Below are 15,282 nucleotides of genomic sequence, written 5' to 3' on the forward strand. Positions count from 1 at the left end.
GTTATTTTTTATCCCAAATTTGGTACGTGTAAGCAGTGCCGTCTTTCGCATAATGTGGCTCGGACTTGCTTGTTAACGCGTAGTCTTCTTCGTATTCAGGGAAGAATGTATCACCTGGATAATTTTTCTCAATGACGGTCACATACAATCTGTCTGCCTCATCTGCCATCGACATCTTGAAAATCTCCGCGCCACCGATGACCATCACTTCATCCGCATAGTCTTTGGCGAGTTTCACAGCACTGTCCATATCATGAACGACGGTTACGCCGTCCGCTTCGTAGTCTTGATTGCGCGTGAGGACAATATTCAATCTACCTTTTAACGGGCGACCAATCGATTCAAACGTTTTACGCCCCATGATCATCGCCTTGCCCATCGTCTTCTTTTTAAAATATTGTAATTCTTCCGGAATATACCATGGCATCTCATTGTCCTTGCCGATCACTCGGCCTAGGTCATGTGCCACTAATAATGAAATCATTGTATGTCCTCCTTATACTGCGATCGGTGCTTTAATTCTCGGATGCGGATCGTAGCCTTCAATCGAAATATCCTCTGCCGTCAAATCAAAGATCGATCGACCATCATAATTAACTTTCAGTATAGGTAATTCTTTCGGCTCTCTCGCTAATTGCTCATGTACTTGATCGATATGGTTCTGATACAAGTGTGCGTCCCCTAATGTATGGACGAATTCGCCTACTTCTAAACCACATTCATGCGCAATTAAATGAATAAGTAATGCGTACGACGCGATATTGAACGGTACGCCTAGGAAGACGTCCGCGCTGCGTTGGTAGAGCTGGCATGATAACTTACCGTCCGCTACATAGAACTGAAACAGTAAGTGGCATGGTGGCAGCGCCATTTCATCGACTTCAGCCGGGTTCCACGCTGTGACGATGTGGCGGCGAGAGTCAGGATTATGTTTGATGCTGTCGATCACTTGTGCGAGCTGATCGATGACACCGTTCGCGCTATCCCACGCTCTCCATTGCTTGCCATAGACAGGACCTAGATCCCCGTGTTGTTTCGCAAATTCTTCATCAGCCAAGATTTTCTCTTTAAATGAAGCGAGTTCCGCTTTGTAAATCGTCGCGAATTCTTCATCTTTTAGTACACGGCGACCAAAATCCGTCATATCCGGTCCTGTATACGCCGCACTGTTTACATACCGCTCAAATGCCCATTCATCCCAAATTCCATTACGTTCTTGAATCAACGTACGAATATTCGTATCACCTTTAATAAACCATAGTAATTCCGAGACAATCAAACGAAACGCCGTCTTTTTTGTCGTTACTAAAGGAAATCCTTGCGCCAAGTCAAAACGCATCTGATACCCAAAGACACTGTATGTCCCCGTACCCGTACGATCTCCCTTTTTTGTTCCTGTTTCCAGAATATGTTGACATAGATCTAAATATTGCTTCATGCTTCAAGCTCCCTTTACGTGAATATATCTCACTAAGTATATACTAATCATCGCCTAAAAAAAAATATTCACACCTGTTATAAATCAAACAAAAAAGCACACCACGAAACGGCTGATTACGAAAGCCATTTCGGTGGTGTGTTCTTCGACCAGTAAATATCTCCAACTGAGTGATGCGCGACAAATCCATCATCCGCTGTGTGGTAATGGAAGTTATAGAAGTAACCGTCAACAGGTCGCTTTTCCGTCCGGACGTGGAATTTGATCAGATCTTGATTCGCTGTCTTGTCATAGACGTGGAAAATCTTTTCCGCATAATCGCCTGAAGGCTGCTCAGTGATTGCGAGACGGCGATCTGCTGCATTATGTACGGTCGTTTGGATCACTGCTTCGATTCGTGGAAAAATCTCGTTATCAAATTCATTCTGGATTACGGGGCCAATACGCTGTCCAAACTTTTCATATGTTAACAGACGTGCGTGTGCGACCAATTGCTGTTCTCTAGTGTAGCTGTCAAGCGTCAGTAAGTCATTTCGATTGTCTTGCAGTTCAAGGGAATACTCCATGCCTTCTGCGTGGGTTCCGGATTCATTCGGTTCATGCTTGTCTTGAAAGTTTGTCCAAATTTCATGATTGGGTGTAATGATGCCCAGTGTCAACACGGCGACAGATGCGATCATCAGCCGCTGTAACCATTGCTTCATTTCCATCACTCCTTCAACATTCCGTCATACATCTACATAACTCATACGAAAAGCGTCACAAAAGGTTTCATCTTTTACTATTTCATTGTACAATAAAGTCAAACTTCAATCATCAATTTTCACAAAATGTTCTCTGATTGCAAGTTAAGCGGATTTCAATCAACGCGCTACATATAAAGGAGGTCGCAACAATGGATGTTAACTTACTATTAGGTATTGGTATGCTTGTATTGACTTTGTACTTGAGCTCCCTTAATTTCACGCACTAATTCAAAAGCGAAGAACGCCGTATAGCCTCGACAGGCCGGCGTTATGTAAAACACAAAAAAGACTGTATGGCTTAATTAAAAGCTATACAGTCTTTTTTCTATGTTAGTCGTTACGTAAAGAAATGAGACCGCGCTAAAGCCCATCTCATTTCTCCATCACACCATAATGCACTTTTGTATACGGGCGAATTTGCTGAATAAAGCCGAAGCGTTCAAACATCGGTGACTGGAAGTGGTCTTTTAGTACAACACGGCGTCGGCATACACGCAAAGCTTCTGCTACCCATTCTTCCGTGACAGTATCGGTCACACCAATTTCCCGCAAAGCTTCAAAATTGGATGACTCTTCGATTGGAGTCGTGAACATCGGATCGAGGAATACAACGTCACGTGAGTTCGTTTCGCATGTTTTCAAGAAATCTACGGCTTCCGCATGAATGACTTGGACTCGTCTCATCGCTTCTTGCAGTAGTGGAAAGTCGATTGGGAAGTTATGCAATCCGACTTTAGTTAGAAACGCGACGATTTGATCTGCTTCGATCCCTTCCACTGTTCCTTTTTCTCCCACAGTGCTCGCCGCAATGATCGCATCGGAGCCGAGGCCGAGTGTGCAGTCGAGGAAAGAGTCTCCCAGTTTAAGATCGGCTGCCACCACGAGTGGATCTGTTTCACCTTTTAGGATACGTTTCAAACGATAGGTAGCAGAGTTCGGATGAAAGAAGAACGACTCGTTACTACCTTTTTTGTAAAACGAATAGCGGTCCTTCCCCGCCACTAAGACATCTCCTCGATAGATGTCTTGTAGTGTAGGGATAGACCGCTTTTTTCGCTCGACGACAGGTGCCTGTAACGCGTCCGCTGCTTGATGCATCAGTGCAGTGGAATGTTCATCAAAGCGTCCTGCTGTCGTAATGATCACGTTCACTGAGCGACAACTTTAGTTAAGACGTCAACCAGGTGATCTTTAATTTGATCTTTCTGGAAGTTCTCGATTTGTTCACGTGGAATAAAGTATACAACTTTCCCTTCATTCCAGATCGCAATGGATGGTGAACTTGGTGGAATTTCTGGGAAGTACGAACGGAACGTTTCCGTTGCTTCTTTATCTTGTCCTGCAAACACCGTAAATAGGTGATCCGGTTTCACTTCCTCTATTGCCTCGCGTACAGCTGGACGTGCTAAACCTGCCGCACAGCCACAGACAGAGTTGATCACAATAATAGCTGAACCTTCCAAGTCTTTTAGTGTATCGTCGACTTCTTCAGCCGTTGTTAGTTCTGTAAATCCTGCAGTTGTTAGTTCTTCGCGCATCGGTGTAACGATTCCGCGCATGTACTCATCATAAGCGTTCATTTGAATATCTCCGCCTTTCATGGGGTTAAGTGTTTTATGTCGTACTGATTTCAATAGTAAAGGATAGAAGGAATTATTTCACGTGATTGAGTTGGCGAATGATAGAATATTGTATTTGATGATATTCTTCCAGCGAATTAATCCGCTATATGAATCATTATTCATTTATGGTAAAGTTATCTTACTATTCTATACAAACGATGAGGAGTGTGAAATATGGGCAAATTAGTAGATAAGATTGCGGTCGTAACAGGTGCGGCACAAGGAATTGGAGAGAAAATCGCGGAACGTGTACTTCAGGATGGGGCTTCGGTCATCATGTTGGACGTTAATTTTGACAAGTTGCAACAAACGGCTTCTGCATTAGACTCTTCAGGTGAAAAGGTGTTCGCCATGAAGTGCGACGTAGCCGATCCAGACGAAGTGACGAAAACATTTTCTACTATTTACGAGAAGTTTGGCAAGGTCGATATATTAATTAATAATGCAGGTATAACGAGGGATTCGTTTTTCCACAAAATGACGCCGGAGCAGTGGCATTCTGTACTGGACGTCAATCTCAACAGTATGTTCTATACGTGCCAAGCAGTCATTCCCCATATGCGCAAGCAACAGTATGGAAAAATCGTCAATGTCTCTTCCTCTTCCAGCTGGGGAAATTTGGGACAAGGAAATTATAGCGCGTCGAAAGCGGGTGTACTTGGTTTGACTCGAACGCTAGCTAAAGAAAACGGCGGTAAGCAGATAACGGTCAATGCGGTAGCGCCAGGTCAGATCAATACCGATATGACGAAGGATTTGCCAGAAGATGTGAAGAAAATGGCGACGATGTTAACGCCTGCTGGTCGCATGGGTGATCCTGCTGAAGTAGCTTCGGTTGTTGCGTTTTTAGCTTCAGATGATTCGAGTTTTGTAAATGGCGAGTGCATTAGTGTCAGTGGCGGATTTTTGATGGTGTAATTTTAAAATATACCTGCGTGAGAACTTCTTGATTGTCCTCACACAGGTATATTTTTTACGTCAAACGCTTGCTTAGAGGCTGAAATTTAATAGCTTTTTGCAGTCTAGGAATTAATATAATAGACAGAATCGTAACTCCAATATCCAATGGTAAATAAGCAACCATCCAAGACCAAGCAAGTACATAACTGAAGTCAGCAGGTGCTTCTACCCAGTACACATACGCAAAGTACATATAATTCGTACCGATTATGTAGTTCACTGCTATTGCGAGAAAACCTGCACCCGCATAACTAAACCACGATTGTTTACGCTCGAAGAACTTCCCTACGATATAGGCTACGAAGATAAAGGAAATAATGTAACCAAACGTCGGGCTGATGAAACTACCAAGTCCTCCTTTAAATTGTGCGAAAATCGGAGCACCTGCTAATCCAATAAATAAATAAGCGAACATAGACATGGCACCTAATCGGCTACCTAGTAATCCCCCTGCCAATATGGCAAATAGTAACTGAAGCGTGACTGGCACACCACCGATCGTCAATAGTGGTGCTATGTTCGCCCCCACCCCCATCAATGCTGCAAATAATGCGCAAAGTACAATTTCTTTTGCTTTCATTTTCTGATCCTCCTACTTTCTATTGTTGTCTTCCAAATTATATGTTAACATAATTCAGTATTTAGTTAACATATATTTCGAAAAGGAGATTATAATGTGTCGATATTATTCATTACTGGAACAGATACTGATGCCGGAAAAACCGTAGCCACTGTGTTACTTAGTGACTTTTTATCTGATAACGGTCGGCATTTCGTCCCGTTTAAACCTATCCAAACAGGAGCGGTTTTACGCAATGACCACTTTGCGGCGCCAGATATTATGACGTATGAGCTGGCATCGGGCAAAGAACAACTTTCCCCCGACTATTTATTCACCACGCCTTGCTCGCCTCATTTGGCTGCTAGATTGGAAGACAGACAAATCGATAGCAATAGATTGACTCAATCCATAAGGAAACGTAGCGAAAGTCATGACGGCATCGTAGTAGAGGGAGCGGGAGGATTATATGTTCCGCTTACCTCAGAAGGATATTGCATGATTGACTGGATGGAAGAATTGATGGCACCTGTGGTATTAGTGGCACGAGCGGGAGTTGGGACAATTAACCATACACTCCTTTCAATCGAAGCAATGAAAGCTAGAGGGATTCGAATTGCAGGGCTTTTATTCAATGATATGGCGCAAGACCACCCCAATGTCATTAATGATAATGTGGAAATGATCTATAAGTTGAGCGGTGTCCCAGTGATTGGGATCATTCCCTATCAGAAAGACATTCAGGTAACGTTGATGGATTCGGAAAAGAGAAAGAAATGCTACGAAGAATGGAATTATACAATTTTAGAGGAGGCGTTACAGAGTGGAAGCAAATCAGTTACTCAAGAAAAGTAAGCAATATATGTGGCTACCATTTACACAAATGTCGGATTACGAGAAAGACCCGCTCATCATTGCAAGCGGAGAAGGCGTGACAGTTACGGATATACATGGCAAAACGTATTTGGACGGCTATTCCTCTTTGTGGCTAAATGTACATGGCCACCGAAAAAAGGAATTAGATGAAGCGGTCCAAACGCAACTGCAGTCCATTGCTCATTCGACGTTACTCGGTGCTGCAAATATCCCTTCGATTTTGCTGGCGGAGAAATTAGTGAAATTAGTGCCCGAAAGATTGACCCGTGTATTTTACTCGGACAGTGGCGCGACGTCTGTTGAAATAGCCGTAAAGATGGCGTATCAGTATTGGCAGAATAAAGGTCTTGAGAAAAAAACACGCTTTGTGACAGTTAGCAACGGATATCATGGTGATACGGTCGGTACGATGAGTGTTGGTTCTATTGAACTGTATCACAAAGTCTATACTTCCCTATTATTTGATGCGCTCGTCATTCCATTCCCATCCGTTTACCGCCACCCTTCAGGTGATGAGAATATCGTGCGAGATGAAAGTCTGCAGGAACTGCGCTTGCTATTTGAAGAACGCCATGAAGAAATTGCCGGAATGGTGCTTGAGCCGATGATTCAAGGAGCGGGCGGGATGAATACGATGCCAGCAGGTTATTTAAAGGGCGTTGAAAAGTTGTGCAACGAATTTAACGTTTTACTCATAGTCGATGAAGTAGCTACCGGTTTCGGACGTACTGGGAAAATGTTTGCTGTTGAGCATGAAGGAATTCACCCCGATCTGATGACTGTAGCAAAAGGACTTACAGGGGGCTATTTACCAGTCGCCGCTACATTCGCGACCGAAGAAATCTACAATGCGTTTTACGGAGAATATGAGGAAATGAAAACATTCTTCCATGGACACTCCTATACGGGGAACCAGCTTGGATGTGCAGTAGCACTAGCTAACTTGGAAATTTTCGAGAAAGAGCAACTCGTAAAGCAGGCAGAGGAAAAGTCTACGTTTCTTAAAGAATTACTAGTGGACGTCAAGCAACTTCCGCATGTGGGAGACGTCAGACAATGTGGCTTGATGTGTGGTATTGAAATCGTAAAAGACAAGCACACAAAAGAGTCTTTCCCATTAGAAAGCCGTGTAGCTTACCGGGCTACACTCGAAATGAGAAAGCTCGGTTTGCTGACAAGGCCGCTCGGGGATGTTATTGTCCTGATGCCGCCTCTAGCTACTTCAAATGAACAGTTAGCGGAAATGGTTGATCTAGTGATAGAAGGAATTAAGGCAGCAACAGAAGAATCGGTAGCTATAGGTAGTTTTCAGTAATCACTACAGATTTTATAAAAAGACTGCGCTAAAAACCATGATGGTTTCTGGCGCAGTTTTTCTTGAATTACCTATTTCTGTAATATTTCTTTTATTAAATCGGAAGTAATAATACTATTTGCTTATACGAACAGATAGAAGGTAACCATCACTTCACAAAACGCTCCACCATTTCCCTAGTTACATTAAAACGTGGTTCCGATTCATTACCGTCTACTTCTTCTACTCCTATTAATACGGAAATCACCCGTTCTCCATTGAAAACCCCACTACCCGTAAAACACGAACCTGCCGCATCGGTATATCCAGTCTTTAACCCATCCATGCCAGCCATTTGCATACGCATACCCGGCAACAATAAATTCGTATTCCACATCTTCATTCCTTCGTCGGACATAAAGTGCGTCATACTGGTGAATTCCAATACTTCAGGATGCGTTGCGATGAGTCGGTCAGCGATAACTGCCAGATCACGAGCGGTTGCCAAATTGTTTTTATTGCCCCCCCTGCCAAGATAATTGCCATCTAAACCATGTGGATTATAGAAAACGGTTTTCTTTAACTTAAACGCACGTGCTTGTTCATTCATGATCGCAACGAAATCCTCTTCTGTCCCTGCCACAATTTCAGCTAACGCAAGCGCTGCGTCATTTGCTGATATGACCGTCATCGCCGTAAATAGTTCACGTACTGTGTAGCTTTCATTCGCTTTCATGCCAAGCTTCGCAGCACTAGCGAACTGTGCCATATCCAGCACGGTGGGACTTGGCTGGTACGTAGTTTCCCAGGAAATCGTTCCGTTTTTGATCGTATTCAAAACGATATATTGTGTCATTAATTTTGTCATGCTAGCAATCGGTAATGATTCTTTGCTGTTTCTCTCATATAACACCTCACCTGTATGTGCATTTAAGAGAATCATGGCCTTTGATGAAGCACTCCAATTCTCATCTATCACTTGCACATCATTCCATTGGGTCACCACTGCATAGATGCCCAAACAGATGAGTAACACTAATAGTAATTTCTTCATGTATACACCCGCCTATAGTATTCATTATGAGGTAGAAGTGTGAAGAATGGTAGCGGATGTTTCTGAAGATTGTATAAAGATTACCTAAACATTCGTTAATCTACTGTATGGCACTTTAAATCTGACTATACTCGAGTAGCATAAAATTGATGAATTGTTGATTTTAAAGGAAAACCTATTTTAATAAGAAATCAGTTGAATTCCAGTGTTACGGGCATAATAGCTAATAATAAGTGTTACTGGAAAAGAGGTACGTTTGTGAAAACAAGCTGGAATATTTTTAAGATGGATTTGAAACATATTGGTATTTACTGAAATAACATGCAGCACAACAAAACCTCCCTACGCTAGTAAGGAGGTTTTACGTTGTCTTACTTATATAATTTGGCACTTCAGCGCGTCTGTGTAATTATACGAAGATAAAAAGTATAGTGTTGCATATACGTGTAGTTCCCTTGCTTGATCAATCGGAACTTTTTCATATCATTACTTACCATATATATACCAAGCGCCAATTCCTCGAGATATCCTCTATTTTCAATACCGAAAAAGACGACAATCCATTCACATTCGAATGAATCATCGTCTTTTATTTTTGAGAAATCAAAGCGTATAGTGACATTGATTTTTCACATGCTAATCTGGCTGATTAGAACCGATTACTTCGTATAACCGTTCATTTGAGATTGAGCCTGACGCACTAATCGCTTTGTAATTTCTCCGCCGACGGATCCGTTGGCACGCGATGTGGAGTCTGGTCCAAGGTTTACACCGAATTCATTAGCGATCTCTTCCTTCATCTGGTTGATCGCTTGTTGTACGCCTGGAACTAAAAGTTGGTTTGAGTTGTTGTTGTTGTTTGTCATGTTGTCCACCTCCTTCTGACAATAGAATGAGCAATTTTTTAAAAAACATACTAAAAACTTTTAGAAACCATTATTTTTTATTTACTTCAAATAAAGAGCACTTGTACAAGGAAAATAAACAACCTCTACCGCAAGTACTTTGGCAGAGGTTGTAGGCTTATGAACGGATCTTCCCTTCTATTAGTGTTCCCATGCACAATTGTTTACTCCGCTCTAACTCTTCGGTCATTTGTTTCTTCACGTCACTTGACCAGCCAAGTTGAACAGCTAGGAAATCGATGACAGGCTCTTTCCATTGATCGACCCAGTCGATGTCAAAGAGCAATGCGCCGGTACGTCTCCAGAAAAAGTCTACTGGTGTGCAAACGAATTCTTTTGAAATGGAATACCACACTTGCGCGTAAATTTCGATCGGTAAATGGGCTCTCTGCGCGTCAGCCTTCCCGTTTTGAATTACGCCGAACAAATCATGTATGTTCGAACCGTAATGTGTCACGAGCGCATAAGCTGTTTTCTCCGTTAATCCTAGGCTCATCCCTTCTTTCACCTTTCTCAGAACGAAAGTCTCAAACGCTTTCGAACCACCTACATGGCCACCTGAAATAGGGAGCTTTTTTGTACGGCTAGACGGCACTTTCTTGTCATATTGAATCTGAAGATCTGCTGCGATTTGATCGACAATCGTTTCTGCCATTTTGCGATACCCGGTCAACTTACCGCCAGCAATCGTTAATAAACCAGAATCCGAGATCCAAATTTCATCTTTTCGGGATATCTCTGAAGCGCTCTTTCCTTCTTCTTGTATGAGAGGTCTAAGGCCCGCCCAACCCGATTCAATTTGCTCTTCGGTAATCTCAAGTTTCGGAAACACAAAACGAATGGCCTTCAGCAAGTACTCTTTGTCTGCCTGTGTGATCTCCGGCTCTGTCAAACTTCCTTGATAATCTGTATCCGTCGTTCCTATGTATGTTTTGCCATCCCGCGGAATTGCCAACACCATGCGACCGTCTGGTGTATCAAAATAAATAGTTTGTTTTAAAGGAAATACACATTGATCAAAGACTAAGTGAACACCTTTAGTCAAATGAAGCTTCTTATGATCAGGCATAGCATCTTTGTGGCGGACTTCATTGACCCATGGGCCTGCTGCATTGATTACTTTCTTCGCGCAGATCACTCGGGATTTTCCCGTTAGCTGATCGACCGCTTCGACTCCCGCCACTTTTCCGTCTTGATACACGAAGTCTGTCACTTTTGTATAATTTAATACCGATGCTCCGTGCTGGACAGCTTCTTTTATCACTTCAATAGTTAGGCGCGCATCGTCTGAACGATACTCTACGAATTTCCCTGCACCAAGGAGACCTTTTGGATTCAATTTGGGTTCAGCCTGTAATGTCTGTTTTTTTGAAAGCATATTTTTACGTTCTGACCTCTTTACTTTGGCTAACATATCATAGACACGTAAACCGATCGAACTGCTAAATTTCCCAAAAGTTCCTCCTTTATAAATGGGCAACAGCAGCCATGTAGGCGTCGTCACATGTGGTCCGTTTTCATAAACTACCGCACGTTCCTGTCCAGTTTGTGAAACGATTTTAAATTCGAGTTTTTTTAAATAACGCAATCCACCATGAATCATTTTCGTAGAGCGACTAGAAGTCCCCGCTGCAAAGTCCTGCATTTCTACTAACACCGTATTCAGCCCCCTGCTCGCTGCGTCGAGTGCTATACCTGCTCCGGTCACACCGCCTCCAATTATAAGTACATCGAATTCTTCTGTTCGTATATTTTCTAGTATGTCTTCTCGTTTATAACAAGGTTGTTGATTAATCATATGTAGTCAAGCTCCCATCTTTACTCGTTCAATAGCATAATACTACAACTAATCGGAATATTTTTAAAGTTAATTGACAAACTATTTAATTCGTGTGATAATTTCTACATATTTAGTAGGAATTATTGTCACATATAGTACAACTAGAAAAATCGGCGCGTAGACTTTTACCACAGCATGAGATAGACATTTGTTTGTAACAGACCTATCCCCTTAGTGGATTGGTCTTTTTTATACTATAGGAGGTTGTATGGATGGACGTAGTTGTCAATGAACAGAAATATACTACATATCGTTTTTTAGAAATCGAGGATATTAAACAGTATGTTAGAAGCCTAGATCTTTTTCCTGAACCTGAAGATATAAAAGTAATCGAAGTGAGTGATGGCAAGATCAATCACGTTTATAGATTATATAATGAATTCAGGTCCATCATTTTTAAACAAGCAGTTCCTTACGCACGCGTTGTCGGTGAGTCGATGCCTCTGCCAATTGACCGTGTACGCGTTGAAGCGGAAGTGATGGAGCTCTACGAAAAAATCATTCCGAAAAGTGTTCCTTCCGTCTTACATCTGGACGTAGTGATGGCGGTCGTCGTGATGGAAGACATGCTTCCGCTTGAAGTTGGTCGTACTGCATTAATCAATGGAAGTGAGTCCGCACATTTCGCGGCTGATATTGGCAAAATGTCAGCTGAAATACTTTTTAAAACATCCGATTTCTACATGCCTTCTTCTAATAAAAAGGAGCTACAAGCACGATTAGCGAACCCAGAGATGCGGCAGTTGACTGAGCAACTGGTATTTGATTGGCCTTATAGCGACCACGAGACCAATGAGTGTGAGGAAGGTATGCGCAACGAGGTGAAATTCCTCAGTCAGGATCAGCGCTTATTACTTGAAGTAGCTCAACTTAAACATAAATTCATGACAAAATCGGACGGCCTCATTCATGGCGATTTGCATAGCGGTGCAATTTTCACAGGAGAAAATCGAACGGTCATTTTCGATACGGAGTTTGCACTTTTCGGCCCATTTGGTTTCGACCTTGGACAATTCATTGCGAATCTGTTTTTGAATGGCATTGCCTTCCCAGAGTTTAAGGAAAAGCGTTTTGAACAAGCGAAAGAAACATGGTATGCATTTGTGGAAACATTTTCAAACCTTTGGCAGCACAATACAAATGAGCGCTATACGAAAGTCGATGGATTTTACACCATTATTATGGAAGAGATATTTACTGACCTCATCGGCTATGCAGGATGTGAATTAGTACGACGAGCAATCAGTATCGCACAAATTCCAGATATGAATACCGAAGAAGATGAAGACTTGCGCATGGCCGCTAGAAAGAAAGTCTTAGAACTTGGAAAATATATGATTATGGAACGTAAACATATCCATTCGTTAGAACAATTGAGTCATTGGTTTCAAGCATCTAGATAAATACTAAAGGAGGCAATTCGATGGGCGTTACAGCGACCTATTTATTCCCTACTCATCCTGATCAGGAAAAAATTGCAGAACAACACGCGCTTGGGTTGACGATTGGTTCATGGACCGATATCCCCCATATTGAGCAGCAACAATTGAAACATCATAAAGGCGAAGTAGTATCAGTAGTTAAAGGCGAACAGAAAGACACGGTGACGATTTTTTATCCGTCAGCTAACTTTTCTGCGGATCTACCGGCAATTTTTACTACCGTGTACGGTAAATTATCCTTTTTCGAAGGCTATGAACTGATTGATTTGCAGTTTGATAATTCATTACTTGCGCAATTCCCTGGCCCACGTTTTGGTGTCAACGGTATTCGAGAAAAGCTCGGTGTCTATGATCGCCCACTATTAAAAGCGATTTTCAAAGGTGTTATGGGACGGGACTTATCCTTTTTCTCCACTCAACTCCAAGAATTATTAGCGGGTGGTATCGATTTGATCAAGGACGATGAAATTCTTTTCGAAAATGAATTAACTCCTTTTCATAAACGTGTAACTATAGCTAAAGACATAATCGATCATCATTATGAGAAAACAGGTGCACATGCTTTATATGCTGTCAATCTATCAGGTAGATCTCATGATTTGCATGAAAAGGCAGAGCGCGCAACTGAACTAGGTGCGAGCGCGTTACTATTCAATGTGCATGCCTATGGTCTAGATACGCTACAATCACTACGAGAAAACGATAACATCGGCTTACCTATCCTTGCTCACTCCGCATTGTCTGGTGTGCTTGCGGGTCAAGCTGGCAGTGGATTTTCCTATCCTTTACTCGTTGGGAAGTTGACGCGTCTCGTTGGTGGGGACCTCTCGCTATTCCCGAGTCCTTACGGAAATGTCGCGATCTCACGCGAAGACGCGCTAGGGATTAATGAGGAGTTAATACAAGACAATGGCCTTGAACGAACATTTGCCGTGCCGTCTGCTGGTATTCATCCAGGAATGGTACCGCAGTTGCTTGAAGACTTCGGTGACAACTTGGTAATCAATGCAGGTGGGGGAATTTTTGGACACCCTGATGGCCCAACACCTGGCGCACAAGCTTTCCGCGCAGCAATCGATGCAAGTGTTAAACATATTCCATTACAAGAAGCTGCAAAAACATCCAGCCCTTTGCGGCACGCATTAGATCATTGGGGCACTATCGACGTTACGTAAAGTGGAGGGTAAACAATGAGTAAAGTAGTTATTTTTTGTGATTTTGATGGAACCATTACGAAAAAAGATAATATCATTAGCATCATGAAAGAATTCGCATTGCCTGGCTGGAAAGAGATTACAGATGATATTTTACAACAAAATATTTCGATCCAAGATGGTGTGCGTCAGCTGTTTTCGTTAATTCCGAGTACGTTACAAGAGGACATCGTCTCTTTCGTAATGCGAGATGCAGAAATCAGAGAAGGATTCAGCGATTTTGTTCAGTTTACGAGGGAGCAAAATATTCCACTCTACGTTGTCAGTGGCGGGATCGATTTTTTCGTTCATCCTGTGCTTGAGCTTTTTGGACCTTTCGACCATATCTATTGCAACAAAGCGACATTTGACGAAGAACGAATTGCGATCCATTATCCGCATGCTTGTGACGCGGACTGCACAAAGCAAGATTGTGGTTGCTGTAAACCGTCCATCATGCGCAAGCTCTCAGACCAGCAACAGACACGCATAGTCATCGGAGATTCGGTAACAGATTTTGAAGCAGCGAAATTAGCTGATGTAGTCATCGCAATAGACTTCTTAGCGGAAACTTGCGAGAAACTGGACATTCCTTATACGAGCTTTGAAACATTTACCGATTGCATCGACATTGTGAAAGAACAACTTTGATTTCAAATAGATAGGAGCGACTACTAATATGGCAACGATTACGATTCAAGGGACGAACGAAGTGATTGAAGGACAACAAGAAGTTACTCAGTTCCTAACACAACAGGAAGTTATTTATGAACACTGGCCGATTGATCAATTACCTGCTCATCTCCGTGAAAAGTTCAATCTGACAGATTCTGAGAAAGAAGAGATTCTTCACACTTTCAAATCAGATATTGACGCAATTTCTGAACGCCGCGGTTACAAAGCGGCAGATGTTATCTCGTTATCCAAAGACACACCGAACATTGAAGAAATGCTGAGAAACTTTGAACGGGAACATCATCATACAGACGATGAAGTTCGTTTTATCGTCAGTGGACATGGTGTGTTCGTTATCCAAGGTAAAGATCAGCGCTTTTTTGAAGTGCATCTAGATCCTGGTGATTTAATATCTGTACCTGAAAACATTCGTCATTATTTCACCTTGGCGGCAGATCGCCAAGTAGTTGCACTTCGGATTTTCGTTACACCTGAGGGCTGGGTTGCAGTGTATTAACTTGAAAATTACTGTTCAAAATGAAAAGAGGCTGGGACATAACTATCTCACCCCGTTTCCCTGCACTCCGAAAGGCACGCTTTCCGAGGGGCGTGGCTTGAGCCAAGCGAACAACGAAGGGTTCGCTTTGCCGTATTTCTGTGTACTTTGCAGAAATTAAG

At 42.5% G+C, this 15,282-nt stretch carries 16 protein-coding genes; 7 read left to right on the forward strand and 9 right to left on the reverse strand.

Annotated elements, in window-relative coordinates; translation table 11 throughout:
* Nucleotide 1: 1 nt before the first annotated feature.
* From CSV80_RS11905 to CSV80_RS11925, 5 genes are all read right to left on the reverse strand, one after another.
* On the reverse strand, nucleotides 2–484 hold the full coding sequence (locus tag CSV80_RS11905; RefSeq protein ID WP_099671042.1) for a dihydrofolate reductase: 483 nt from the start codon (nucleotides 482–484) through the stop codon (nucleotides 2–4).
* 12 nt (nucleotides 485–496) lie between these two features.
* Complete coding sequence (locus CSV80_RS11910) at nucleotides 497–1,438, reverse strand: thymidylate synthase (protein WP_099671043.1); 942 nt, start codon at nucleotides 1,436–1,438, stop codon at nucleotides 497–499.
* Nucleotides 1,439–1,554: 116 nt separating this feature from the next.
* Nucleotides 1,555–2,142, reverse strand: a complete 588-nt coding sequence (locus CSV80_RS11915; protein ID WP_099671044.1) for a YpjP family protein — start codon at nucleotides 2,140–2,142, stop codon at nucleotides 1,555–1,557.
* 414 nt (nucleotides 2,143–2,556) lie between these two features.
* Nucleotides 2,557–3,336, reverse strand: a complete 780-nt coding sequence (locus CSV80_RS11920) for a class I SAM-dependent methyltransferase (protein ID WP_233201588.1) — start codon at nucleotides 3,334–3,336, stop codon at nucleotides 2,557–2,559.
* The gene (locus CSV80_RS11925; RefSeq protein WP_029053851.1) at nucleotides 3,333–3,764 is read right to left on the reverse strand and encodes a BrxA/BrxB family bacilliredoxin; all 432 of its coding nucleotides are present in this window, start codon (nucleotides 3,762–3,764) and stop codon (nucleotides 3,333–3,335) included. The genes CSV80_RS11920 and CSV80_RS11925 overlap by 4 nt, the downstream gene beginning before the upstream one ends.
* A 216-nt stretch (nucleotides 3,765–3,980) precedes the next feature.
* Here CSV80_RS11925 and fabG point away from each other — a divergent pair, with 216 nt between their 5' ends.
* Nucleotides 3,981–4,724: a 3-oxoacyl-ACP reductase FabG gene (gene fabG / locus CSV80_RS11930; RefSeq protein WP_099671045.1), complete on the forward strand. Its 744-nt coding sequence runs from the start codon at nucleotides 3,981–3,983 to the stop codon at nucleotides 4,722–4,724.
* Between the two features lie 55 nt (nucleotides 4,725–4,779).
* Here fabG and CSV80_RS11935 read toward each other — a convergent pair whose 3' ends face one another.
* Entirely contained in the window at nucleotides 4,780–5,346 is a 567-nt protein-coding gene (locus tag CSV80_RS11935; RefSeq protein WP_099671046.1) for a biotin transporter BioY, read from the reverse strand.
* Between the two features lie 96 nt (nucleotides 5,347–5,442).
* Here CSV80_RS11935 and bioD point away from each other — a divergent pair, with 96 nt between their 5' ends.
* Nucleotides 5,443–6,180 (forward strand): dethiobiotin synthase, encoded by a 738-nt coding sequence (gene bioD, locus CSV80_RS11940; RefSeq protein ID WP_158231900.1) that lies wholly within the window; start codon nucleotides 5,443–5,445, stop codon nucleotides 6,178–6,180.
* A 7-nt stretch (nucleotides 6,181–6,187) separates the two neighbouring features.
* Complete coding sequence (bioA, locus tag CSV80_RS11945) at nucleotides 6,188–7,516, forward strand: adenosylmethionine--8-amino-7-oxononanoate transaminase (RefSeq protein WP_233201589.1); 1,329 nt, start codon at nucleotides 6,188–6,190, stop codon at nucleotides 7,514–7,516.
* Between the two features lie 148 nt (nucleotides 7,517–7,664).
* Here bioA and CSV80_RS11950 read toward each other — a convergent pair whose 3' ends face one another.
* The 3 genes from CSV80_RS11950 to CSV80_RS11960 form a co-directional block, all read right to left on the reverse strand.
* Nucleotides 7,665–8,549 (reverse strand): D-alanyl-D-alanine carboxypeptidase family protein, encoded by an 885-nt coding sequence (locus CSV80_RS11950; protein WP_099671049.1) that lies wholly within the window; start codon nucleotides 8,547–8,549, stop codon nucleotides 7,665–7,667.
* A 659-nt stretch (nucleotides 8,550–9,208) separates the two neighbouring features.
* Complete coding sequence (locus CSV80_RS11955; RefSeq protein WP_099671050.1) at nucleotides 9,209–9,415, reverse strand: alpha/beta-type small acid-soluble spore protein; 207 nt, start codon at nucleotides 9,413–9,415, stop codon at nucleotides 9,209–9,211.
* A 157-nt stretch (nucleotides 9,416–9,572) separates the two neighbouring features.
* Complete coding sequence (locus CSV80_RS11960) at nucleotides 9,573–11,252, reverse strand: glycerol-3-phosphate dehydrogenase/oxidase (RefSeq protein WP_099671051.1); 1,680 nt, start codon at nucleotides 11,250–11,252, stop codon at nucleotides 9,573–9,575.
* Between the two features lie 254 nt (nucleotides 11,253–11,506).
* Between CSV80_RS11960 and mtnK the strand changes: the two genes are divergently transcribed.
* The 4 genes from mtnK to CSV80_RS11980 are packed head-to-tail and all read left to right on the forward strand — an operon-like array spanning nucleotide 11,507 to nucleotide 15,121.
* The gene (gene mtnK, locus CSV80_RS11965) at nucleotides 11,507–12,697 is read left to right on the forward strand and encodes an S-methyl-5-thioribose kinase (protein ID WP_099671052.1); all 1,191 of its coding nucleotides are present in this window, start codon (nucleotides 11,507–11,509) and stop codon (nucleotides 12,695–12,697) included.
* 20 nt (nucleotides 12,698–12,717) lie between these two features.
* On the forward strand, nucleotides 12,718–13,911 hold the full coding sequence (locus CSV80_RS11970; RefSeq protein WP_099671053.1) for a 2,3-diketo-5-methylthiopentyl-1-phosphate enolase: 1,194 nt from the start codon (nucleotides 12,718–12,720) through the stop codon (nucleotides 13,909–13,911).
* Between the two features lie 15 nt (nucleotides 13,912–13,926).
* Entirely contained in the window at nucleotides 13,927–14,580 is a 654-nt protein-coding gene (locus CSV80_RS11975) for a 2-hydroxy-3-keto-5-methylthiopentenyl-1-phosphate phosphatase (RefSeq protein WP_099671054.1), read from the forward strand.
* Nucleotides 14,581–14,608: 28 nt separating this feature from the next.
* On the forward strand, nucleotides 14,609–15,121 hold the full coding sequence (locus CSV80_RS11980; protein ID WP_099671055.1) for a 1,2-dihydroxy-3-keto-5-methylthiopentene dioxygenase: 513 nt from the start codon (nucleotides 14,609–14,611) through the stop codon (nucleotides 15,119–15,121).
* Nucleotides 15,122–15,282 lie beyond the last annotated feature (161 nt).

Source organism: Sporosarcina sp. P12(2017) (assembly GCF_002743035.1).
In the GTDB taxonomy this organism is placed as follows: Bacteria; Bacillota; Bacilli; order Bacillales_A; family Planococcaceae; genus Sporosarcina; species Sporosarcina ureae.